Origin of the sequence: Primorskyibacter flagellatus, assembly GCF_900176485.1 — a bacterium.
GTDB lineage: Bacteria > Pseudomonadota > Alphaproteobacteria > Rhodobacterales > Rhodobacteraceae > Primorskyibacter > Primorskyibacter flagellatus.
The window spans coordinates 34,740-56,030 of the sequence record NZ_FWYD01000021.1; the positions used below are offsets into that span (position 1 = coordinate 34,740).

Here is a 21,291-nt window from a genome sequence, read left to right on the forward strand (position 1 = left end):
CTGTCCGCACTGTTGTTAAAGCTACCAAGAGGATTGTCAACAGAATTGTCGATAATAAATCACCCAGAGGGGCAGGACGGTGAATGCGCCAGCCACAGACAAGACTGCGACCGTTTGGCAAAGGCTGTAGCGTCATGAAGAAGCGCGAGGGACCGGACCGCAGGCACCCACCCCTACGGCTGGATGGGCGGGAATAGCCGATCTCTCCGGAAGCCTGCCGCTGTCCCGCGCGCCACAATGTGGTGCAGACCTTCAACGGCGGCTGCCCCCATAGCGGCGATAGTCCCGGTCTGGCGCTGGTCGTCGACTGACGCGGATACGCCGCGTTTTCGCGCTTATCTAGCGTGTGTAAAACACATCTACCCAAACCCTAGCGGCTGTCCTATAGTACTGCCCAAGTGGGCCCATAGACCTACAAACAGAGGCGGATCAACATAGGGGGATGGCCCATGCGCTGCCCGTTTTGCGGAAATATCGACACTCAGGTCAAGGATTCACGTCCCGCAGAGGACCATGTCTCGATCCGACGGCGACGTTTCTGTCCGGCATGTGGCGGCCGTTTTACCACCTATGAACGCGTGCAGCTGCGCGATCTGGTGGTGATCAAGACCAATGGCCGACGCGAAGATTTCGACCGCGACAAGCTGGAACGCTCGATCCGCATTTCCATGCAGAAACGCCCGGTAGAGCCGGAACGGATCGACCAGATGATCTCCGGCATCGTGCGGCGGCTGGAAAGCATGGGCGAAACCGACATCCCGTCCAAGCAGATCGGCGAGATCGTGATGGAGGCGCTGGCCCGGATCGACACCGTGGCCTATGTGCGCTTTGCCAGCGTCTACAAGAATTTTCAGGCCGCCGATGACTTCGACAAGTTCGTCAGCGAGCTGCGCCCGGACCCCGCCCCGGAAAAGTGACAAAGGCCGATACCCGTCATATGGCCCACGCGCTGACCCTTGGTCGGCGCGGGCAGGGCAGGTGCTGGCCAAACCCGGCGGTGGGCTGCGTGATCGTGCAAGCGGGTCGCATCGTCGGACGCGGCTGGACCCAACCCGGCGGGCGCCCGCATGCCGAAACCGTGGCGCTGGCGCAGGCCGGACAGGCCGCACGCGGGGCCACGGCCTATGTCACGCTGGAACCCTGTGCCCATCATGGCCAGACACCCCCCTGCGCCGAGGCGCTGATTGAGGCCGGTATCGCCCGCGTTGTCGCCCCGTTCGAGGACAGCGATCCTCGCGTCTCGGGGCGTGGCTTTGTCATGCTGCGCGCGGCCGGCATCGCCGTCACAACGGGCATCCTTGCGGGGCAGGCCGCCGAGGATCACGCCGGTTTCTTCCGCCGCGTGGAACAGGGGCGGCCCTGGCTGACCCTGAAACTCGCCACCAGTTTTGATGGCCGCATCGCCACCGCCAGCGGCGAAAGCCAGTGGATCACCGGCCCCGATGCCCGGCGTCTGGTCCATGCGCAACGCAACCAGCACGATGCGGTGATGGTGGGCGGTGGCACTGCGCGGGCCGACGATCCATCGCTCACCGTGCGCGGTCTGGGCGTTGCGCATCAACCCGTGCGGGTCGTGGTGTCGCGCCTGCTCGACCTGCCGCTGATGGGTCAGCTTGCCCGCACCGCGTCACAGGTTCCGGTCTGGATCTGCCACGGACCCGATGCCGATGCGACGCTTCACAAGGCGTGGGAGGGGTTGGGCGCACGCTTGCTGCCCTGCACGTTGCTGGGCCGACAGTTGAATCCCACGTCGGTGCTGCAAGCGTTGGGGCAAGCCGGGCTGACACGCGTCTTCTGCGAGGGCGGCGGAACGCTGGCCGCCTCCCTGTTCGAGGCACGTTTGGTGGATGAACTGATCGGCTTTACCGCTGGCGTCACTCTGGGTGCCGAGGGGCGGCCTTCGATCGGCGCGCTCGGGCTGGAGCATCTCGCCGATGCGCCGCGGTTTGATCTGGTCGAAACGCGCGCGATCGGTCCGGATGTGATGCACCGCTGGACCCGTCGCACAGCGCCGGAGTAGCCGCGCCACTTGCCTGTCCTTGCCGTCACACGCGGCGCGAACTCTGCGCTTTGAAGACCCACCCAAATCCAGAGCTACCTTCGCCAAAGATGCGCCGGACTGGCGAACAACCCCTGCAATTTGGACAGGCTTCGGTTGAACGGTCCGGGCCTTGACACCTGTTCTTTGGCCAGCCGGTCCACGATCACCTCGACCGGGCAGGGCAGGCCGGTCACCGGGTCGCGGTAGCGCGGATAGGCGATCAATGTCGCATGCGCCAGCCCCGGCAGCGTCACCCGTGCCCGGCGCCGACCGGGCACCTCGCCCAGATCGGTCGTCAGCCCCCAGCCTGCGTAAAACGGCGCGCCCAGTGTCACCACCCGGCAACCGCGCAGCAAGGCCTCGAACCCGGTCAGGGATGTCAGGGTCCAGACCTCGTCCACTGCCTCAAGCAACCCCGCCATATCGGTGTGATCCAGCACCCTGTCGGCGATCTGACCTGCCTCGGGAACCGTCCCGCTGCGCAGCCCCGCCTCGACATCCGGATGCGGTTTATAAAGCAGAATGGCGTCGGGATTGGCCTTGCGTGCCGCCTTCAAGAGCGCAAGATTGGTCCGAAGCGCGCCGCATCCGGTCAGGATAGAGGCATCATCCTCGACCTGTCCGGCCACAAGTATCCGGTGGCCGGGTGGAAGCTCCGGGCAGCGTTGCGACAGGTTGTATTTCGATAGCCCACCGGCCGTGATCGCGCCGATCAGGCGCTCGGCGCGCAGGATCTGGTCAGCAGGCAGGTCCGGACTTTGCGCGATCAACTGTTCCAGATCCGAGGCTTTTGAAGGATCGTAATAGATGCCTGTCGTGTCGCAAACCAGCGACAGCGGCGGGATCAGCTCTGCCCCCAAACCGCGCGAACGCAAAAAACCGTCCTCGACCCGTACCGCATCCGATCCGGGCGTGGCCTTGCCCGCCCAGACCATATGGCGCAGGCCCTTTGTGCGGGCGGTTTCCGCCGGGGTGTCATTCTCGAACCGGACCTTGCGCTCATTGCCGAAAAACCGTTGCAACGGCGCGCGTTTCCACAGACGCATCCCCTCGGCCACCCATCCCCGACGGTCGTCGCGAAAGGCCCGCACCTGCGCCTCCAGCGTCTCGACGGCCTGTTCAAATGTGCAAAGCCTGTCGCGATAGGGATCGTACCAGTGCGGATAAAGGATCATCGCGGCCGCAAAAATCTGTTCCGGCGTCAGGTGACGCTGGCGGCGGGCAACGGGTCTTTCGTCATCGCTTTGCCCCCAACCGGCATAGAAGGGCTGGCCAAAAACGCGCGGACGGTGCCCGGCAAGGATCGCCTCGAACCCCAGTTGCGACGACAGCGTGTAGACCGCAACAGCCCCCTGCAACAGCGCCCCGGGCGAGGCCGCGCCGTCGTACAACACCACGTTGCCGTCGGCATCCTCTGACCGGAAATAGCCCGACCGATGCCCCGCTTGCGTCTCCGGATGGGTCTTCAGCAAGATGCGCCGCGCCGGATGCTCTGCCCGCGCGGCGTCCAGCATCGCGCGGAACCGCGCCGCATCGCCGTTGCTGGCCGTCACCGAAGCATCACCGCGTGTCTGGTCAATAACCAGCACATAGCCCGGCTCCGGCGCGCGCAGACCGGCATCAAAACTGTTGTATTTGCTCAGATCGGCTGTCTGAAGCCGCGCCATGCCCGTCCGGGCCCGCGCCAACAGCGCAGGATCGTCAAGCGGGTGATCCAGCAGCAGCTTTTCCAGATCGCTGGGCTGGCTGGCGTCAAAATGCACGCCCGACCGGTCGATCAACAGGCCAAGCGGCGGATCACCATCACGCCCGGTGCGGACAGAGCGCAAAAACGCGTCCTCGACCCGGACCAGTGACGTCCCACGGCGTTGCGCAATCGCCTCGCCCCGGTGGGCCGTCGGGCTGCGACCCCAGACCCCGATCAGGTCATCCGGCCCCGGCAGACCCAGCGAGACGCGATACCCGGCAAGGGCAAGGATGCGGCGGACACGGCTTTGGGTCAGAAAACCGCCATTGTAGACGTAGAAACGCCGGGAAGATGGCTTCCCGGCGGTTTCGTTCCGATGCATGTCGCGCCCGTTAACCGCCCGTCAACGCCGTGGCGGCGGTATCTGCCGTTGTGATCGACGTCAGAGAACCGGTGAGCGCGGCAACAACCTTGTTCCATTGCGTGAACGGCGCCTCGGTCACATACAGCGTGTCGCCGTCGCGAATGGTGAAATCACGGGCGATGAAAATGCCGTTGGGCTGGGTCAGATCCAGCACATAGACCATGCGCTGATCGCCTTGCAGGTCATTGCGGCCCAAAACCTGATTGGCGACGCTCGCAGATTCGTCGCGCATCACGAACACCCCGGTCGGGTCCGACGCAGAGGGCGTCAGGCCGCCGACCTGCGCGATCGCCTCGATCGCGGTAAGCGACTGATGTTCAAACTTCATGCGGGCCTGCTGGCCGGTCGCACCCAGCGCGGTAAAGGCGCGGCTGTCCTGTTCGATCACGATGCGGTCGCCACCGCGCAGGGCGATGTCCATCTGGGGATTTTCGTACAGATCCTTGAACCAGATCTTGCCGGTCTGGCCACCACGCAGCACGCGGACCTGGGCAACTTCGGGATCTATTGTCACGCCCCCAGCACGGGCCAGCATCGCCGAAAGCGTGCGGGTCGGGCGTTCGATCGGATAGACCCCCTGACCGCCCACGGCACCCATCAGGCTGACAGCCGCCCCGTCCCCGGCCAAGCGGCGCACCTGCACCTGCGGATCGGGGGTCTGGTCGGCCAGCTTGTTGGTGATGATACGGCGAATCGCCTCGGGGGTATTGCCCGCAGCCTTGATGCGTCCTGCATAGGGCACAAAGACAAAGCCGTTGCCATCGACCTGAACCTCTTCCAGCACGGTGGCATTCAGACCTTCGTTGGACAAAAGCCCGTCATCGACGTTTTCCCAGACCGTCAGACCCAGCGTGTCACCGGCGCGAATCGTGTCGCTGCCCAAGGCTGCCGCATGCCGGAAACTGTCGGAAAACCCGAAGGATGGCACAACAGAAATGGCGCGGGTGACATGATCATCGACGGAAACGACAAAGGCGTTGCCGTCCTTCTGGACCGATCCGGCGTAGATTTCGCGCTTGTTCGGCCCGACACGCGGAAGACCGCAAGACGCTAGAATCGACACGACGGCCAGAAGAGCCACGGATTTTGCCCAGCGGGTGGCGGTTGGTTTCACTGTCTGGCTTCCTTGGACTATTCTTGTTTTGCCTCGGCTGTCCGCCGGAAGCTACCGGAAACCAATCCATATTGCCAGCGCAGGCGATAGCCGTGGTCAGGTCACCAGCCGCAACTGTTGCCGCGGTGCCGCGGTGCCCGACAGCAGCGCATCATAAGGATCCTCGTGGGACAGCATCATGTCGACCACATGCCGCAGCAACTGCCTGCGCCCGCGCGCGGAATAGAACCCCCCGGCCACCTGACTGGTTTCCAGAAGGTAACGCCGATAATCCTTGTAGGCGCGTCGGTCTGGGCGCGAGGCACCCGCGAAGAAATCCCTCAAGGGTTGGTCCGAGACGAATTCCGGCTGGTTGTAAACCGCTTTTCCAAACACTTTCAGCGGCAATCCCCGCCACAGCACCTGCTGTGCGGCGGTCGAATTGACGGTGACCGCGCTGCGCGCCTCGTTCAGCATCTGTGCCAGCTTGCCGCCATGGACATAGTGAATGCGGCCGCTGATCCCGTAACGCTCTGCCAGTTGGGCGATGACCCTGCGGAACGGGACGCGGCCATCGTCCAGCGGATGCGCCTTGACCACCAGATGATGATGCTTCGGGGCGCCCTCGGCGAACCCGCTGATCACCAGTTCCAGAAATTCGCTCATCGAGGTGAAGGGCGAGTGCTGCTGAAAGCTGGAATCATGTTCCAGTTGCAAAAGCGCCAGATGGTAGGGGTAGCCGCCATGCCGGATACGCGCGGTGGCAATTCGTCGTCGTGCCGCGATCGCGGGCATCAGCAGAAGCTGTTTGAGATGCAGGCGGAATTCCTGGGACACGCTTAGTTTGCGATGCGGCTCAAAGTTCTTGTACTTGCCGTTCCGGAACATGACAAACCAGTGATACAGCGCGCCGTAAAGAACATGCGCGCGCATGTCGCCCCAATGGGACGGGGGCAGGGGGGCCTCCATATCCGACTGGCGCAGCGCCTCGACCATTTGCGGCACAGTCATGTCCATCAGGCGTGAATTGCCGTTGCATCCGTTCCGTTCGTAGGTCACCCACCAGGGCCGCAGATAGCCTTCCTCGAAGATATGGACGGTCAGTCCGCGGCGATGCGCCTCTTTCACCGCGAGGGCGTGTATCGGCCGCGTATCGCCGTAAAGCACGATGTCGGTGACGGATTTTTCATCCACCAGCTCGCCAAACCGATCTGGCCATTGGTCGACGGTACCGGTGTAGGGGATGTAGCTTTGCGGATCGGTCCAGTAGGCCTGATCGCCTGCGTTGAAACCGACACGCCAGACATCTGCCCCCGCGTGGTGCAGCATCACACCCAGCCGGTTGAAAAATGGTCCATGTGGTCACTGAAGAAACAGGAACGCGCGCCTATCTGGAGACTCGTTGCTCAACTTGTTCAAATACCTCATACAAAGGCTACATATACACAGCTACAGTCTTGCGGATGACTATGGCCGATCCAGAAGCTTCGGTCAAATTAACAGAATGGGGAAAAGATTGTGTTTACGGGCATAATTACGGATGTGGGCGAAATCCTTCAGTTGGAGCAGCGCGGCGATCTGCGCGCCCGGATCGGCACGTCCTATGACACGAGCGGCGTCGACATCGGGGCCTCCATCGCCTGTGACGGTGTTTGCCTCACCGTGATTGACCTGAGTGCCAATTGGTTCGATGTCGAAATCAGTGCCGAAAGCGTGTCCAAGACCAATCTGGATACATGGGCCAAAGGGCGGGACGTCAATCTTGAACGGGCGCTCAAGGTCGGCGACGAACTGGGCGGTCACATCGTGTCGGGCCATGTCGATGGCGTCGCCGAGGTTATCTCGGTCCGGGATGAGGGCGACAGCACGCGCGTTGTCTTGCGCGCCCCCGTCTCGCTGTCGCGGTTCATCGCGCCGAAAGGATCCGTGGCGCTGAACGGCACGTCACTGACCGTGAACGAGGTCGAGGGCGCGGAATTCGGTATCAACTTCATCCCGCATACCAAAGAGGTCACGACATGGGGCCGGGTGGCCGTCGGGGACCGCGTGAACCTCGAAATCGACACGCTGGCGCGCTATGTCGCGCGCCTGGCCGAGACGGGGTGATCGCCGCATACTAACCTTCTGGGGCATTTGTACAATTCCAGCGTACAAATGCCCCCTTTTACCCCATTCCGGTCGGGTATCACTCTGCGGGCTGAAAGCCTTCGATCAATTGCCGCAGACCAAAGGCCGCGCCCGCAAAAATCGCCGCAAAGGTCACGGGCGCTGAAATCGCCAGCACGGAAAACGCCGTGATGCCCTGGCCAACAGTGCAGCCAAGCGCGATCACCGCGCCGGCCCCCATGAGGATCGCCCCCAGAATCTGACGCCGCAATTCACGCGGATCTTCGCAGGCTTCCCAGCGGAAATGCCCCTTGAGAAGCGAGCCGATGAACGCCCCGGCCCAGACGCCTGCAACCGACCCGACGGCAAAGGAAACCGGCCGCGCGCTGCCGGTCATCGCAAACAGAATGCTCTCGCCCATCGGTGCCGAGAAACTATGCGAGACCACGGGCAAGCCTGCAAAGCCGCGCGCCGCAACCCAGGCCGTTCCGGCCCAGCCAGAGATCACCGCGACCCCGACCACCCCCGCCCAGAATATGGCCGCCGGTTCGCGCCACATGGCGCGGCTACCCAATGATGCTGCCAACAAGGTTAAACCAATGCCAAGGCCCCAGAAAATAACGGAAATGCCGGTCGCCCCCGCCAGCATATGCGCGATGCCCGGCACGCCCTCATCGGTCACAGGCACCGGCGGGAACAGCGCCGCACGTAAAGGCGCAAGCGGGCCGCTCAACACCACATAGGCCGAGACGCCCATCACCAACACGATAACAAAGCTGCGCAGATCGCCGCCGCCCAGACGTGCAATCGCGCCGTAGCCGCAATTGCCCGACAGCGCCATGCCATAGCCAAACATCAGCCCACCGATGATCGACGCGGCAGGCATCCAGCGCAATGACAGGTACATTGTCTCTCCCGCAGGCAAGGCACCGCTGCCAATCAGGACGAAACTGCCAAGGATCGCCGTGCCAATAGCCACCCCCCACATCCGCAAGCGAATGTCCGAGCCGCCGTAAAGCCAGTCCTCAATGGCACCCAGCGTACAGAACCGGCCCAACCGCGCCGCCAAGCCCAGCAGAACCCCGCCACCAAGGCCGATCAGCGCGACCAGGTGGGACTCTGTCATGATGTCGAGCATCTTGCGGAACTTCCTTCTGTCCACGCGACCGGGTAAAGGCCTGTCCTCATATTACCGACAAATTGTTGTCCTGCCGATCAAACGCCACAAGTCCGTCCCAAAGCCTCTGTGTCCCCTTCTTCTTGGCCAAAATACTCCGGGGAGCGCGAGGGGCTGGCCCCTCGCTCCGATCCTCGCTGCGCAGCCGGCCCTCTGACGCACTCTCACCCAACTCGGCTGCGCGCCGCATCAATCCTCCGCGCAGAACAGCTCGTAGACGCGCTCCAGCATCAGGCGCGGGCGATCATCCGCCAAACGGTAGTAGATCGCCTTGCCGTCCCGGCGGGGCACGACCAGACCTTCCAGTCGCAACCGCGAAAGCTGTTGCGATACGGCAGCCTGGCGCGCCGACAACAGGTCTTCCAGCTCGGTCACCGATTTCTCACCAGAGACCAGATGGCACAGGATCATAAGCCGACCCTCATGGCTGATCGCCTTCAGAAACGCCGATGCCGCAGTGGCATTTTCAACGATCTTGTCAAGTTCGCCTTCCGACATGTCGGGGCTAAGAACCGGCAGGGGCATCACTAATGTCCTCGTCGATGGGTTGCAGGGGCTACGCGGTCTTGAATCAAATCCTGTGGTCTCAAGAGCCTGCCTCGTAACTTGTAGTGTCGGTCAATAGCTTCTCCAGCAATACCCAGAAAAACTCTTCTCCGGGATAGCCTTCGATCCGGCCGAGTTCGCGCCCGCCATCGACAAGGATGAAGGTTGGCGTAAAACTGACGGGCCGGTCAAAACGCACGCCCTCGGGCGGTTCCTCGTACAGATCCGCACGCAGAAGCGGCGCAAACGCTCCTGCGTCGGTTTTGGGATAGATCGGCGCGATGACCTCGTTCCAGGCTTCGCACCAATGACAGCCGTCACGTTCCACCATGACAAGCTGCGGCGCAGCACTTGCCGACAGGGCAGCCCCGAAAAATACCGCGCATGCGGCAAGAAGATTTCTGATCTGTGCCATCAGGACCTGATTGACGAAACCATGATCCACAACTTAATTTGAATATGTGAATTATTCAAGGAGCGACACGCGTGTTCGACATATCCTATCTGGGCGCGGCGCTGGCGGGTTTGCTCAGTTTCTTTACCCCCTGCATCCTGCCGATGGTACCATTCTACCTGTGCTATATGGCGGGCATCTCGATGAGCGAGCTGCGCGAGGATGGCGCGGTGGCGCATGGCGCGCAGTCCCGGCTGGTGCTGTCCTCGGTCGCTTTCGCATTGGGCGTGACCTCCATCTTCGTGCTGCTTGGCATGGGGGCCACGGTGGTCGGGCAGGCCTTCGCACAGTGGAAGCAACCGCTCAGCTATGTCGCGGCGGCGGTGCTGTTCGTCTTCGGCCTGCATTTTCTGGGTGTGATACGCATCGGGCTGCTCTACCGCGAGGCCCGGATCGAAAGCACGGCAGAGCCGACAACGGTGCTTGGCGCTTATGTGATGGGGCTGGCTTTCGGTTTCGGCTGGACGCCCTGTGTCGGTCCGGCGTTGGCCTCTATCCTGATGATCGCCAGCGGGATGGGCGACATCTGGCGCGGCGGGCTGTTGCTGCTGGTCTACGGGCTGGCGATGACAGCGCCTTTCATCATTGCGGCGCTGTTTGCCCGGCCTTTCCTTGCCTGGGCGGCGCGAAACCGCAAATATCTTGGATATGTGGAAAAAGTGATGGGGGCGATGCTCATCCTCTTTGCTATCCTGATCGCAACGGACACGGTAAGCGTGATCGGCAACTGGATGCTGGCGACGTTTCCGTCTTTCGGCTCACTCGGCTGAATCTATCTGGGAGGATATGACATGAAACGACTTCTAGGCGCAGTGCTGCTGATCTGCGGCCTTGCCACCGCGGGTGCCGCGTTGGAAATGGGTGATGACGGGCTGTATGACGAGCCCTTCTTTCGCGACACGTTCAAGGACATGCGCGAGGATTTGGCCGAGGCCAATGCCGAAGGCAAGCGCATGGTCATTTTCTTTGAGCAGCGCGGCTGTGTCTACTGTCACAAGATGCATGAAGAGATCTATTCACGCGACGACGTGCGCGCCTTTATCGACGAGAATTTCTATGTCGTCCGGCTGAACCTGCACAGCGACACCGAGATGACCGATTTCGACGGCGAGGTGACGTCCGAAAAGGCGGCGGCCCGGAAATGGGGGATTCTGTTCACGCCCACGGTCCTGTTTCTGCCGGAAGATGTGCCCGAAGGTGTGAGTGCACCGCAAGCGGCAGTGGCGATGATGCCGGGCGCGTTTGCGCGTGGCACGACGATGGATATGTACACCTGGGTGTTAGAGAAAAGATACCTGCTTGATAGTGATGAGGATTTCCAGCGGTATCACGCCCGGATGATCCGGGAAAGAAATGATGGCAACACCGACTGATCCGCGTGACAACGATGCAGGCATTCACTTCTGTGAATTTGTTGTTGCGTCAGATGCGTACACTGGCCTACGGTATACAAAGCTATCCGCGAGGACAGAACAGATAGCATGGGAGGACACATGAAGATCACGATGATCGCACTGGCGGCGGTGATGGCAGCGGGGGCGGCGCAAGCCGACGACGTTGCACCCGGAGACGTCCAGTTTGATGAATATGGTGCCGTTGCGGCGTCGCTCAGCGGCACCGACGGTGATCCGGCCAACGGTATCAAGATCATGACATCGCGTGCCAAAGGCAACTGTATCGCCTGCCACGAGGTGACAGCGTTGCAGGATACGCCCTTCCATGGAGAGGTCGGGCCGGTTCTGGACGGTATCGGTGATTACCGCAGTGCAGAAGAACTGCGCGGCATCGTCGCCAACGCAAAAATGACCTTCGAGGGGTCGGTGATGCCCGCCTTTTACAAGACCAGCGGCTTTATCCGTCCCGGCAATGCCTATACCGGCAAGGCCGCAAAGGAAGAAGAACTGACGCCGATCCTTTCGGCGCAGGAGATCGAGGACGTCGTGGCCTATCTGCTGACCCTGAAGGAAAGCTGACCGCGCTGCGGCAATGAGGAGAAAGAGATGCACTTCACACGACGTGAAACGCTGGCAATGGGGGCCGGAGCGGCCCTGTTGACGGTTCTGCCGTTCCGCGCCAATGCTGCCGTGGATGACCTGATCGCGGAATTCACCGGTGGCGCAGAGCTTGCCGATGCCGGGGTCGAACTGACGGCACCCGAGATCGCGGAAAACGGCAACACCGTCCCGATCGAGGTTTCGGCCCCCGGTGCCACAGCCATCATGGTGCTGGCAGCAGGCAACCCGACGCCCCCGGTGGCAACGTTCAATTTTGGCCCGTTGGCAGCGTCGCAATCCGCCAGCACCCGCATTCGACTGGCCGGAACGCAGGACGTGATCGCGGTTGCCCAGCTGGCCGATGGCAGCTTTGCCCGCCAGTCCAAGACCGTAAAAGTGACCATCGGCGGCTGCGGCGGCTGATCAGAGGAGTACGAGACAATGGCATCCGGAGTTAAACCCCGCGTCAAGGTTCCCGGCAAGGCATCGGCAGGCGAAGCGGTCACCATCAAGACCCTCATCAGCCATCCGATGGAGTCGGGCCAGCGCAAGGACAGCAGCGGCAACACCATTCCGCGTTCGATCATCAACCGCTTCACTTGCGACTTCAACGGTGAGAATGTGGTCGATGTCACGATGGAACCGGCGATTTCCACCAACCCCTATTTCCAGTTCGAGGCGACCGTGCCCGAGACCGGTGATTTCAAGTTCACCTGGTATGACGATGACGGATCCGTCTACGAGGAAACCAAAAGCGTTACCGTCGCCTGATTTCGCGATAGCCCTGTCCGGACATCCGGGCAGGGCGCAATAACGGGAGGGAATAATAAATGAGATTCAAGGCAATGACGGCAATCGCCGGGCTGCTGATCGCGGCGGGCCCGATGGCATTCGCTGGCGGTGCCGACGATGACACGCTGATCATCAACGGCGAGATCGAGATGATCTCCAAGACGGCTGCGCCCGCGCATCTGGATGACGTTTTCGACGAGATTGTTTCAGGCTGGCATTTCCGCACCGACGAGACACAGGCGCTGGAAATCGACGACTTTGACAATCCGGCGATGCTGTTCGTGGATCAGGCCATCGACGCCTATGACGTGGTCGAAGGAGAGGCCGGCGAAAGCTGTGCCTCTTGTCACGAGGGCGTCGAAAACTTCGCTGGTCTGGCGACAGCAATGCCCAAAGTCGATGCCGACGGCAAGCTGGTGGTCATGGAAGACCTGATCAACGAATGCCGGACAGAGCGTATGCAGGCCGATGAATGGAAATGGTCGGGCAATGACATGCAGTCAATGGCGGCACTGATCTCGCTTCAGTCGCGAGGTATGCCGATGGACGTTGCAATCGATGGTGACGCCGCCCCCTATTGGGAGCAGGGCAAGGAAATGTACTACACGCGCTACGGCCAGCTTGAACTGTCCTGTGCCAACTGCCACGAGCAGAATTATGGCAATTACATCCGCGCCGATCACCTGAGCCAGGGCCAGACCAATGGTTTTCCGACATACCGTCTGAAACAGGCCAAGCTGATCTCCAAGCACAACCGTTTCCGTGGCTGCATTCGTGACACGCGTGCCGAGACCTTCGCCGAAGGCTCTGACGAGTTCCGCGCGCTGGAACTGTATGTCGCCTCACGCGGCAACGGTCTTTCGGTCGAAACGCCGGCGGTTCGTCAGTAAACCATTCTGCCCGCGCCGGATTGTTCCGGTGCGGGTTTTATATATCCGATATATTTACACATGCGAATGTGAAGCCGCTCTAGTGCTCAGTCTGATAACAGGAATACTCTGCCATGATCTCCCGCCGCGATTTTCTTCAGGTCTCTATGGCTGCGTCCGCCCTTGTTGGGGCCAGCGGTTTTGGCAATTGGTCCCGACTGGCTGCACAGCAGGCGCTGACACAGGACCAGCTTTTGCAGTTCGAGACGTTCGGAAATGTCTCGCTGATCCACATCACGGATATTCACGCGCAGATGAAGCCGATTTTCTTCCGTGAACCGGAAATCAATCTTGGGGTCGGTGAAAACAAGGGCGAGGTGCCGCATGTCACCGGTGCCGACTTCCGTCGCCTTTTCGGGATCGAGGACGGCTCTCCGTCGCATTACGCGCTGACTTACAACGATTTTTCATCGCTTGCGCGGGGCTATGGCAAGGTCGGCGGGCTGGACCGCGTGGCGACCGTGGTCAATGCGATCCGGGCAGACCGGCCTGACGCGATCCTGCTGGATGGCGGCGACACCTGGCATGGGTCGTACACCTGCCTGAAAACCCAAGGCCAGGACATGGTCAACGTGATGAACGCGCTGAAACCCGACGCGATGACCTTTCACTGGGAATTCACGCTGGGGTCCGAGCGGGTGAACGAGATCGTCGAGGGGTTGCCTTTCGCGGCACTTGGCCAGAACATTTTCGATGCCGAATGGGACGAGCCGGCAGAGATGTTCAAACCCTACAAGTTCTTCGAGCGTGGGGGCGTGAAGGTTGCGGTGATCGGGCAGGCTTTTCCGTATATGCCGATCGCCAACCCAGGATGGATGTTCCCGGAATACAGCTTTGGCATCCGCGACGAACATATGCAGGAAATGGTCGACGAGGTGCGCGGCATGGGCGCAGAGCTTGTCGTCTGCCTGTCCCATAACGGGTTCGACGTCGACAAGAAGATGGCAGGGATCGTCAAAGGGATAGACGTGATCCTGTCCGGCCACACCCATGATGCGCTGCCCGAGCCTGTGCTGGTGGGCGAGACGATCATCGTTGCCTCCGGCTCTAACGGAAAGTTCGTGTCGCGCGTCGATCTGGATGTACGGGACGGTCGGATGATGGGATTCCACCACAAGTTGATCCCGATCTTCTCGGATGTGATCACGCCGGACGCGCAGGTTTCTGCTTTGATTGATGAGCAGCGCGCACCCTTCAAGACCGAGCTGGAAGAGGTGATCGGCCAGACGGATTCGCTGTTGTACCGGCGCGGCAATTTCAACGGCTCCTGGGATGATCTGATCTGCGATGCGCTGCTGTCGGAACGCGAGGCGGATATCGCCATGTCGCCGGGTGTGCGCTGGGGGCCGTCGCTCCTGCCGGGGCAGGACATCACGCGCGAGGACATCTACAATGTCACGTCGATGACCTATGGCAAAGCCTATAGGTCCGAGATGACGGGCGAGTTCATCAAAGTGATTCTTGAAGACGTCGCCGATAATATCTTCAATCCTGACCCTTACTATCAGCAGGGCGGGGATATGGTGCGGATTGGCGGCATGGCCTACCGCATCGACATTACAAAACCGCAGGGTGAGCGGATTTCGGACATGACATTGATCAAGTCCGGCGAGGTGCTTGATCCTGCAAAGAACTACGTCGTCGCTGGCTGGGCAAGCGTCAACGAAGGCACGGAAGGCCCGCAGATCTGGGATGTCGTGGAAAACCACATCCGCAAAGAAGGTACAATTCGGCTGGAGCCCAATACATCCGTCGAGGTGGTGGGCGCATGATCTTGAACGCGCATGTGTCGCAATATGGGGCGGGTCCGGTGGTTTGATCCAGCGGTGCGCGCCTGTCGGCGCGCTCAGGTTTCATTTTGCGTTGGCACGCAGCAGGGGCGCTGCCCCCGGCCATGCTGGCGCATGACCTCCCCCTGAGGCGAGGTGTTGGTTGGCATACATGTGTTGGTTTGGACGCGTTTTTGCGGATTCGGGTCATTCGATTTGGCGCAGGTCAGGCCGCGTCCGAAGCGCCTGATTTTGGGATCGCGCCTGCCGCGATCATGTGGCCGACCAGCCATGTGCCGTAAGCATCGTTGCCGTGCCGGCCGTCCTCGTGAATATGTTCGGGCGGCAGGGACACCGTGCCGTCCTCCATGAAATCCAACGGGTCCACCAGAGGCAGTTTCATGTCGCGGACGGACTCGCACAGGATCCGACGCATGGCGCGGCTGGCCGGGGACGGGTTGATTGGCGGCGGAGCCACGATACAGACCTTGGACCGGACCGATATGCGTTTCATCAGACCAAGCTGAAACCGGCGCTGTTCCAGCACATAGTCGCGCAGAAAAGCCGGCGAGACGTGCAGTGCGTCGGCGTCCCTGTCATCCTCTTCGGGGACGTGATGATTGTGCCACGAGAAGCCGCCCGACAGACGCCCCAGATTGAACAGGCTGATAAGCGCAGGCGCGCCAGTGTCGAAGATGTTTTCAACCCCGACGGCTTCCGCGATCTTGTCAAAGCGCCGGTTCATGCCGCGGTTTGTGGTAGAACGCAGGCCACGTTTGCGGTCAAAGCGGAGGGTTTGGTCTATCCAGTTTGTACCACTCGCCGAGAACCCCTGAATCTTCAGCCCATTGGCGTTGCAACCACTGCGCAGCGCGCGGCTGTGGCTGTCGCCGATGACCAGCGCGTCAATGGGCATTCTCGTCCTCCAGAAGCAGCTCTTCGCAGGCAAGATCCTCGGCTTCCATCTCCTTCTCTGCGGAGATGCGACGTTCGACGGAAGGATCGGGGCTGTGATCCTTTGCAGGTTCAGACAGATCCAGGCCGCGAAAGAAATGCTCCATCACCAGCGACACGCCGTAGGGTGACACAGAGCGCATGTTGGGCTCGAAGAACTGCCCGCGTGCGGGTGGTGCCGAGATGATTTCGTATGACGGGAAGTAGTCGATGCTCGGGTCGTTTCGCGCCAGTTCTCCGGCGACGGCGCGCAGCACTGACTTGGAGTAGGTTGTGGCCACCAGAACATGGTCTTGGGATGCGGTCGCGGTCAGCGGCACGGGCGAAACTGTCAGCAGCAGTTTTATTTCCGGATTGATGCGGCGCATGCCTGTTATCGCCGCGTTCATCGAGGCGAGGATCTCGGTAAAACCGTAATTGCGAAATACATGAAGATCCACGTCGAACTGGCCCGCCACGGTGCCCGGACATAGCGCGTATGGCTGGCCGGTCTCGGCGTGCTCGAACCCCTCTGTCAGACCCATGGTAAACACTAAAACCTCGGCGTCTTCGATAGAGCGGCGACAAGCCTTGGCGGTGGAGCGCAGCATGGTGTGCGCCTCTTCGCGGCTGGCGAAACCGTCAGGTTCTATAAGCGGTCGCAGGCTGTCGCGAAATCGGGTGCCGTCCTGCCAGATCTCGATGGATTTGGTCAGTTTGGGATCTTCGGCCAGTTCGATCCAGGTTTCCAATGCGCGGGCGGTATAGATATTGGCGGTGCGGGCCGAATAGACGCCGTAGTTGTATTTTGCGGCCAGCGCGGCCGAGGTCTTTCCGGGGGCGGGCTCTGCGTTCACCCAGTTCAGATCGCGCGTTTGAAGGGCGCGGCTGATATGCTGGGCAAAACAGGATCCATAGGTCGCGAAACGCGCGTTGGCGGGAAGGCTGAACGCGGGTGTCCACAGGTCGGACATGCGGTAAAGGCCGGGTTCCGCAACGGCGCTGCGCCAAAAGGATTTGGGCGGTTGCGAGGAATAGGGATTGGCATCGGTCATCGCGCAGACAACCCTTGTATCGGTCTCTGTAACGTCAAGGCACCATGAGGGTCACAGGATGGCAGAACCTTGTCAAGAAATCGAAGCCCGCGTTTCTGACCATTCGGGAAGCGGAAAAAGGCGGTCGTAAGCCCAATTGAAGACAAACGTATATACCAGATAGAATATTGCGAAGGACAGATCCATCACGAAGGCTTCCCACAGGCCGATCTGGAGGTACCAGGCAAAGAAGGGCAGCAAAAGCGCCAGCATGCCTGTCTCGAATATCAATGCGTGCACGATACGGGCGGGCAGCGTTTTCAAAGTGGTGCCGGTCAGCCGGTTGAGGATGATGTCGAAGGCCAGATTATAGGCGTAATTCCACAATGTCGCGACCGTGGCGCCGACAAGGGCCACGACCCCCACATCAGAGATCGGCTTGTCAAAAACCAGGGCCCCAAGTGGTGTGACAATGACCAGCGCGATGATTTCAAAGCTGAGTGCGTGACGGACGCGATCTGCTGTCTTGCGCATTCTATCCTCCGTTTACTGATCCGGGCCGTCCCGGGTTCTGTCCCAACATGGGGGGAGGTCGTCCTCGCTTCTGCCTGAGCTAGGACATTTGACTGTTCCGTTCAAGTCCCGGCGCAAAAAACCAGGCTGAACGGACGGCGGAGGTAGACTCACATAAAGTAATTCATTAACATGAATGTGATGATATGAGTGGAGGAGAAAGCATGTCAGCCTCGGACAAGAGCGGGACGGCATCGCGCAGGACATTTCTGAAAGGGGCCCTGGCCGCAGGTGGGGCCGTTGCAGGCGCCGGTGCGGCGCGGGCGGCAGGTGACCCGGCGATCACGCAGATCCAGCCATGGATGCAGGAATTGGGCGACGGAGTCGATGTTGCCCCTTATGGCAAGCCTTCGGAATATGAAGATCAGGTGATCCGGCGCACGGTGGAATGGCTGACGGCTGATCCTGTCAGTTCCATCAATTTCACGCCGCTGCATGATCTGGACGGCATTATCACCCCCAACGGTCTGTGCTTTGAGCGTCACCACGGCGGTGCCGCGCATATTGATCCCGCCGAGCACCGGCTGATGATAAACGGGTTGGTGGACACGCCGCTTGTGTTCACGATGGAAGACATCATGCGGTTTCCGCGTGAGAATCACGTCTACTTTCTGGAATGCGCGGCGAACTCGGGGATGGAGTGGCGAGGTGCGCAGCTGAACGGCTGCCAGTTCACTCACGGCATGATCCACAATGTCATGTATACCGGCGTGCCTTTGCGGTTGCTGCTGAACGAGGCAGGTATCAAGTCCGAGGGCAAATGGATTTTGCCCGAGGGCGCGGATGCGGCTGCCATGACCCGGTCGATCCCGATGGAAAAGGCACTGGACGATTGCCTTGTCGCGTTCAAGATGAATGGCGAGGCGCTGCGCGTCGAGCAGGGCTATCCTTTGCGACTGGTCGTTCCCGGTTGGGAAGGGAATATGTGGATCAAGTGGTTGCGCCGCATCGAAGTGGGCGACAAGCCTTGGCACCACCGTGAAGAGACGTCGAAATACACCGACCTTTTCCCAGACGGCAAGGCGCGCCGCTTTACATGGGAGATGGACGCGAAATCCGTCATCACCAGCCCCAGCCCGCAAGCGCCGATCACCCATGGTCCCGGACCGTTGGTTATCAAAGGGCTGGCCTGGTCGGGACGGGGCACCATTCCGCGCGTCGACGTCACCATTGATGGCGGCAAGACATGGGCGCAGGCCCGGATGTCTGGGCCAAGCCTCGATAAGTCGATGCATGCCTTCTATCTGGACATCAAATGGGACGGGCAGCCGCTCTATCTTCAAAGCCGTGCGCATGATTCCACCGGCTATGTGCAGCCCACCAAACAGGCGCTTCGCGAGATCCGGGGCGTGAACTCAATCTATCACAATAACGGCATCCAGACCTGGTATGTCAACGAACAGGGGGTCGCCGAGAATGTCGAAGTCTCTTAAGCTGTTTGGCGGCGCGTTTCTGGGAACCGCGGCAGTTCTGGCCGCCGCTGCCAATTTCGCCGATGGCACGATTGCGTCTTTGCCCGACCAGGCCAGCCGTATGGCCTTGAATGCACCGGCTGATATGGATGGCATGTTCATTGCCGCTGCGCAGGCAGACGAGGTGCCCGCCGACGCCAAGCTGGGGCTTGGCCGCGAAGCACTGGCCGAGGAAATTGCTGTCTGGGATATTGACGTGCGGCCCGATGGCACCGGTTTGCCCGAAGGCTCCGGCGATGTCATGACCGGCGAGGAGATCTTCGTCGAGAGTTGCGCGGTTTGCCATGGCGATTTCGGCGAGGGCGTGGGCCGTTGGCCGGTGCTGACCGGAGGCTTCAATTCGCTGACCAAGGATCGCCCGGTCAAGACGACAGGTTCGTATTGGCCTTATCTGTCAACGGTTTACGACTACATCAACCGGGCGATGCCGTTCGGGAATGCGCAGTCCCTCCAGCCCGACGACGTGTATGCGATCACCGCCTATCTGCTCTATATGAACGATCTTGTGGACGAGGATTTTACGCTGAGCCGTGAAAACTTTGCCGGGGTCGAGATGCCCAATGCGGAAGGCTTCTACATGGATGACCGGGCCGAGACGGAAATCCCGGTCTTCACCGGCGAGCCGTGCATGGAGGCCTGCAAGGACACGGTGGAAATCACCATGCGTGCGGCGGTTCTGGACGTGACGCCAGACGAAACCGCCGCCGCCGAGGCTGCGGCCGATACGGCTGAAGATGAAGCAGCCGCGCCCGAGTCTGAAGCCGCGCCCGACGCCGCACCGGCGTCGGAAAGTGACGGGCATGCCGCAATTGATCCCGCACTCGTTGAGGCCGGCGAGAAGGTGTTCAAGAAGTGCAAAGCCTGTCATCAGATCGGAGATGGAGCCAAAAACCGCACCGGACCGCAGTTGAATAACGTGGTCGGGCGTGAGGTCGCTGCGGTCGATGGGTTCAAATACTCCAAAACGCTGGATGCGATGGAAGGTGTCTGGGACGAAGAGGCGCTGTCTGCTTTCCTTGCCAACCCGAAGGCCTATGCAAAGGGCACCAGGATGTCTTTTGCTGGGCTGCGCAAACCCGAGGATCTGGCCGCGATCATCGCCTATATGAAAGCCGCGGGACAATAGTCATGCGCTTGCTGTACGCGACTGGTGCTGACGCCGCCTGTTGGTCGTGCCGCGACGAAGAAAAGGCCCGAACAAAAACCTCAATGGGTGACTGTCTTGGCAGCCAGACAGGCAAAAACGCCGCATTGCGACGGGACCCCATGAGGAATGGCTGGTTTGGTATGCGGGCACCCCTGTCATATGTTTGGCCGAAATCCGGGTAAGTTAAAATATGCGGGGCGTTTTGTAATGGGTGCCCCGTATGCATGAAAACACAACCGCGCGGATATTTCGTCCACGCCAGACGCTTGAGCAATTTCACCCGGCCCCTTGCAGCCCCTCTTGGCCGACACTAAGACTCTGTTAGCTAATCGAGCTTACGGATAACCAAACTCTAGAAGTCAGGGGCGACATGACAGACCCGTACGAACACTACATGAACACGCTCGTCCCCATGGTGGTCGAGCAGACCAGCCGGGGTGAACGCGCCTACGACATTTTCTCGCGCCTCCTGAAGGAACGGATCATCTTTCTGTCCGGCCCGGTGCATGATGGCATGTCCTCGTTGATCGTGGCGCAGTTGCTGCATCTTGAGGCGGAAAACCCGTCCAAGGAAATCAGCATGTATATCAACAGCCCCGGCGGTGTCGTGACCTCTGGACTGTCGATCTATGACACGATGCAGTACATCAAGCCGAAGGTCTCGACGCTGGTGATCGGGCAGGCGGCCTCTATGGGGTCCCTGTTGCTGACTGCGGGCGAGAAAGGCATGCGCTTCTCGCTGCCCAACAGCCGCATCATGGTGCATCAGCCGTCCGGTGGCTATCAGGGGCAGGCGACGGACATCATGATTCACGCCGAAGAGACGCTGAAACTGAAGCAGCGACTCAATGAAATCTACGTCAAACACACTGGCCAGACCCTGAAAAAGGTCGAGGCCGCATTGGAGCGTGACAACTTCATGTCGCCCGAGGATGCGAAGGATTGGGGGCTGATCGACGAAATCGTCGAAAACCGGATCAAGCCGGGCGAAGAAGACGAGTCCAAGTAATCGCGACCCGCGGTCTTTGCCGGGCCGCGGGAAATTTGCGATTGTAGACCGGAAATGGCTGGCTTAAGCTGTTTCGGACACGCGACGAAAAGATGGTCTGGACACTGGTCG

The 21,291-nt window shown here is 60.6% G+C and carries 22 protein-coding genes; 13 read left to right on the top strand and 9 right to left on the bottom strand.

The genetic code is table 11. The annotated features are described in order from the left end of the window. Positions 1-449: 449 nt before the first annotated feature. Both nrdR and ribD read left to right on the top strand, forming a co-directional pair. Positions 450-917, top strand: coding sequence for a transcriptional regulator NrdR (gene nrdR / locus B8991_RS17430; protein WP_084354205.1), 468 nt, complete (start codon positions 450-452; stop codon positions 915-917). Then, entirely contained in the window at positions 914-2,020 is a 1,107-nt protein-coding gene (ribD, locus tag B8991_RS17435) for a bifunctional diaminohydroxyphosphoribosylaminopyrimidine deaminase/5-amino-6-(5-phosphoribosylamino)uracil reductase RibD (protein ID WP_268876750.1), read from the top strand. The genes nrdR and ribD overlap by 4 nt, the downstream gene beginning before the upstream one ends. A 74-nt stretch (positions 2,021-2,094) precedes the next feature. On the opposite strand, the gene B8991_RS17440 is transcribed toward ribD, so the two are convergent. The 3 genes from B8991_RS17440 to B8991_RS17450 form a co-directional block, all read right to left on the bottom strand. Further along, complete coding sequence (locus B8991_RS17440; RefSeq protein WP_084354207.1) at positions 2,095-4,110, bottom strand: capsular polysaccharide biosynthesis protein; 2,016 nt, start codon at positions 4,108-4,110, stop codon at positions 2,095-2,097. A 10-nt stretch (positions 4,111-4,120) separates the two neighbouring features. Continuing rightward, positions 4,121-5,266, bottom strand: coding sequence for a polysaccharide biosynthesis/export family protein (locus B8991_RS17445; protein ID WP_084354208.1), 1,146 nt, complete (start codon positions 5,264-5,266; stop codon positions 4,121-4,123). Between the two features lie 96 nt (positions 5,267-5,362). Then, entirely contained in the window at positions 5,363-6,583 is a 1,221-nt protein-coding gene (locus B8991_RS17450) for a capsule biosynthesis protein (RefSeq protein WP_235866679.1), read from the bottom strand. Between the two features lie 180 nt (positions 6,584-6,763). On the opposite strand from B8991_RS17450, the gene B8991_RS17455 reads away from it, so the two are divergent. Then, positions 6,764-7,351: a riboflavin synthase gene (locus B8991_RS17455; protein ID WP_084354209.1), complete on the top strand. Its 588-nt coding sequence runs from the start codon at positions 6,764-6,766 to the stop codon at positions 7,349-7,351. 79 nt (positions 7,352-7,430) lie between these two features. Here B8991_RS17455 and B8991_RS17460 read toward each other — a convergent pair whose 3' ends face one another. The 3 genes from B8991_RS17460 to B8991_RS17475 form a co-directional block, all read right to left on the bottom strand. Then, positions 7,431-8,489, bottom strand: coding sequence for a YeeE/YedE family protein (locus B8991_RS17460; RefSeq protein ID WP_084354210.1), 1,059 nt, complete (start codon positions 8,487-8,489; stop codon positions 7,431-7,433). A gap of 228 nt (positions 8,490-8,717) precedes the next feature. Then, the gene (locus B8991_RS17470; RefSeq protein ID WP_084354212.1) at positions 8,718-9,053 is read right to left on the bottom strand and encodes an ArsR/SmtB family transcription factor; all 336 of its coding nucleotides are present in this window, start codon (positions 9,051-9,053) and stop codon (positions 8,718-8,720) included. A 61-nt stretch (positions 9,054-9,114) separates the two neighbouring features. Then, positions 9,115-9,489 carry a thioredoxin domain-containing protein gene (locus B8991_RS17475; protein WP_084354256.1) on the bottom strand — a complete coding sequence of 125 codons (375 nt, stop codon included), beginning with the start codon at positions 9,487-9,489 and terminating at the stop codon, positions 9,115-9,117. A gap of 71 nt (positions 9,490-9,560) precedes the next feature. Here B8991_RS17475 and B8991_RS17480 point away from each other — a divergent pair, with 71 nt between their 5' ends. From B8991_RS17480 to soxB, 7 genes are all read left to right on the top strand, one after another. Beyond that, entirely contained in the window at positions 9,561-10,298 is a 738-nt protein-coding gene (locus tag B8991_RS17480; RefSeq protein ID WP_084354213.1) for a cytochrome c biogenesis CcdA family protein, read from the top strand. Between the two features lie 21 nt (positions 10,299-10,319). Continuing rightward, positions 10,320-10,901 (top strand): thioredoxin family protein, encoded by a 582-nt coding sequence (locus tag B8991_RS17485; protein ID WP_084354214.1) that lies wholly within the window; start codon positions 10,320-10,322, stop codon positions 10,899-10,901. A gap of 120 nt (positions 10,902-11,021) precedes the next feature. Then, positions 11,022-11,501, top strand: a complete 480-nt coding sequence (soxX, locus tag B8991_RS17490; protein ID WP_084354215.1) for a sulfur oxidation c-type cytochrome SoxX — start codon at positions 11,022-11,024, stop codon at positions 11,499-11,501. Between the two features lie 27 nt (positions 11,502-11,528). Beyond that, positions 11,529-11,945: a thiosulfate oxidation carrier protein SoxY gene (gene soxY / locus B8991_RS17495; RefSeq protein WP_084354216.1), complete on the top strand. Its 417-nt coding sequence runs from the start codon at positions 11,529-11,531 to the stop codon at positions 11,943-11,945. Positions 11,946-11,963: 18 nt separating this feature from the next. After that, positions 11,964-12,293, top strand: a complete 330-nt coding sequence (gene soxZ / locus B8991_RS17500) for a thiosulfate oxidation carrier complex protein SoxZ (RefSeq protein ID WP_084354217.1) — start codon at positions 11,964-11,966, stop codon at positions 12,291-12,293. A gap of 59 nt (positions 12,294-12,352) precedes the next feature. Then, positions 12,353-13,204 carry a sulfur oxidation c-type cytochrome SoxA gene (gene soxA / locus B8991_RS17505; RefSeq protein WP_084354218.1) on the top strand — a complete coding sequence of 284 codons (852 nt, stop codon included), beginning with the start codon at positions 12,353-12,355 and terminating at the stop codon, positions 13,202-13,204. Positions 13,205-13,317: 113 nt separating this feature from the next. Beyond that, positions 13,318-15,015 (top strand): thiosulfohydrolase SoxB, encoded by a 1,698-nt coding sequence (gene soxB, locus B8991_RS17510; RefSeq protein ID WP_084354219.1) that lies wholly within the window; start codon positions 13,318-13,320, stop codon positions 15,013-15,015. A 223-nt stretch (positions 15,016-15,238) separates the two neighbouring features. Here the strand turns inward: soxB and B8991_RS17515 are convergent, their stop codons facing one another. The 3 genes from B8991_RS17515 to B8991_RS17525 all read right to left on the bottom strand — a co-directional run bounded on the left by B8991_RS17515 (position 15,239) and on the right by B8991_RS17525 (position 17,513). After that, positions 15,239-15,928: a hypothetical protein gene (locus B8991_RS17515; protein WP_084354220.1), complete on the bottom strand. Its 690-nt coding sequence runs from the start codon at positions 15,926-15,928 to the stop codon at positions 15,239-15,241. Then, positions 15,918-17,000 (bottom strand): GSCFA domain-containing protein, encoded by a 1,083-nt coding sequence (locus B8991_RS17520; protein ID WP_084354221.1) that lies wholly within the window; start codon positions 16,998-17,000, stop codon positions 15,918-15,920. The genes B8991_RS17515 and B8991_RS17520 overlap by 11 nt, the downstream gene beginning before the upstream one ends. A 72-nt stretch (positions 17,001-17,072) precedes the next feature. Further along, positions 17,073-17,513 (bottom strand): PACE efflux transporter, encoded by a 441-nt coding sequence (locus B8991_RS17525; protein ID WP_084354222.1) that lies wholly within the window; start codon positions 17,511-17,513, stop codon positions 17,073-17,075. 203 nt (positions 17,514-17,716) lie between these two features. Here B8991_RS17525 and soxC point away from each other — a divergent pair, with 203 nt between their 5' ends. From soxC to B8991_RS17540, 3 genes are all read left to right on the top strand, one after another. Then, a complete protein-coding gene (soxC, locus tag B8991_RS17530; RefSeq protein WP_084354223.1) occupies positions 17,717-18,985 on the top strand; it encodes a sulfite dehydrogenase in 1,269 nt (422 codons plus the stop codon). Then, positions 18,969-20,150 (top strand): c-type cytochrome, encoded by a 1,182-nt coding sequence (locus tag B8991_RS17535; RefSeq protein ID WP_084354224.1) that lies wholly within the window; start codon positions 18,969-18,971, stop codon positions 20,148-20,150. The genes soxC and B8991_RS17535 overlap by 17 nt, the downstream gene beginning before the upstream one ends. Positions 20,151-20,541: 391 nt before the next feature. Next, positions 20,542-21,180 carry an ATP-dependent Clp protease proteolytic subunit gene (locus B8991_RS17540; protein ID WP_084354225.1) on the top strand — a complete coding sequence of 213 codons (639 nt, stop codon included), beginning with the start codon at positions 20,542-20,544 and terminating at the stop codon, positions 21,178-21,180. Positions 21,181-21,291 lie beyond the last annotated feature (111 nt).

What these genes read in the sequence shown, in the direction of transcription:
- nrdR (WP_084354205.1), top strand. Translation starts at nt 450, where the DNA reads ATGCGCTGCCCGTTTTGCGGAAATATCGACACTCAGGTCAAGGATTCA.
- B8991_RS17440 (WP_084354207.1), bottom strand. Translation starts at nt 4,110, where the DNA reads ATGCATCGGAACGAAACCGCCGGGAAGCCATCTTCCCGGCGTTTCTAC.
- B8991_RS17460 (WP_084354210.1), bottom strand. Translation starts at nt 8,489, where the DNA reads ATGCTCGACATCATGACAGAGTCCCACCTGGTCGCGCTGATCGGCCTT.
- B8991_RS17470 (WP_084354212.1), bottom strand. Translation starts at nt 9,053, where the DNA reads ATGCCCCTGCCGGTTCTTAGCCCCGACATGTCGGAAGGCGAACTTGAC.
- B8991_RS17475 (WP_084354256.1), bottom strand. Translation starts at nt 9,489, where the DNA reads ATGGCACAGATCAGAAATCTTCTTGCCGCATGCGCGGTATTTTTCGGG.
- B8991_RS17485 (WP_084354214.1), top strand. Translation starts at nt 10,320, where the DNA reads ATGAAACGACTTCTAGGCGCAGTGCTGCTGATCTGCGGCCTTGCCACC.
- soxX (WP_084354215.1), top strand. Translation starts at nt 11,022, where the DNA reads ATGAAGATCACGATGATCGCACTGGCGGCGGTGATGGCAGCGGGGGCG.
- soxY (WP_084354216.1), top strand. Translation starts at nt 11,529, where the DNA reads ATGCACTTCACACGACGTGAAACGCTGGCAATGGGGGCCGGAGCGGCC.
- soxZ (WP_084354217.1), top strand. Translation starts at nt 11,964, where the DNA reads ATGGCATCCGGAGTTAAACCCCGCGTCAAGGTTCCCGGCAAGGCATCG.
- soxA (WP_084354218.1), top strand. Translation starts at nt 12,353, where the DNA reads ATGAGATTCAAGGCAATGACGGCAATCGCCGGGCTGCTGATCGCGGCG.
- soxB (WP_084354219.1), top strand. Translation starts at nt 13,318, where the DNA reads ATGATCTCCCGCCGCGATTTTCTTCAGGTCTCTATGGCTGCGTCCGCC.
- B8991_RS17515 (WP_084354220.1), bottom strand. Translation starts at nt 15,928, where the DNA reads ATGCCCATTGACGCGCTGGTCATCGGCGACAGCCACAGCCGCGCGCTG.
- B8991_RS17520 (WP_084354221.1), bottom strand. Translation starts at nt 17,000, where the DNA reads ATGACCGATGCCAATCCCTATTCCTCGCAACCGCCCAAATCCTTTTGG.
- B8991_RS17525 (WP_084354222.1), bottom strand. Translation starts at nt 17,513, where the DNA reads ATGCGCAAGACAGCAGATCGCGTCCGTCACGCACTCAGCTTTGAAATC.
- soxC (WP_084354223.1), top strand. Translation starts at nt 17,717, where the DNA reads ATGTCAGCCTCGGACAAGAGCGGGACGGCATCGCGCAGGACATTTCTG.
- B8991_RS17535 (WP_084354224.1), top strand. Translation starts at nt 18,969, where the DNA reads ATGTCGAAGTCTCTTAAGCTGTTTGGCGGCGCGTTTCTGGGAACCGCG.
- B8991_RS17540 (WP_084354225.1), top strand. Translation starts at nt 20,542, where the DNA reads ATGACAGACCCGTACGAACACTACATGAACACGCTCGTCCCCATGGTG.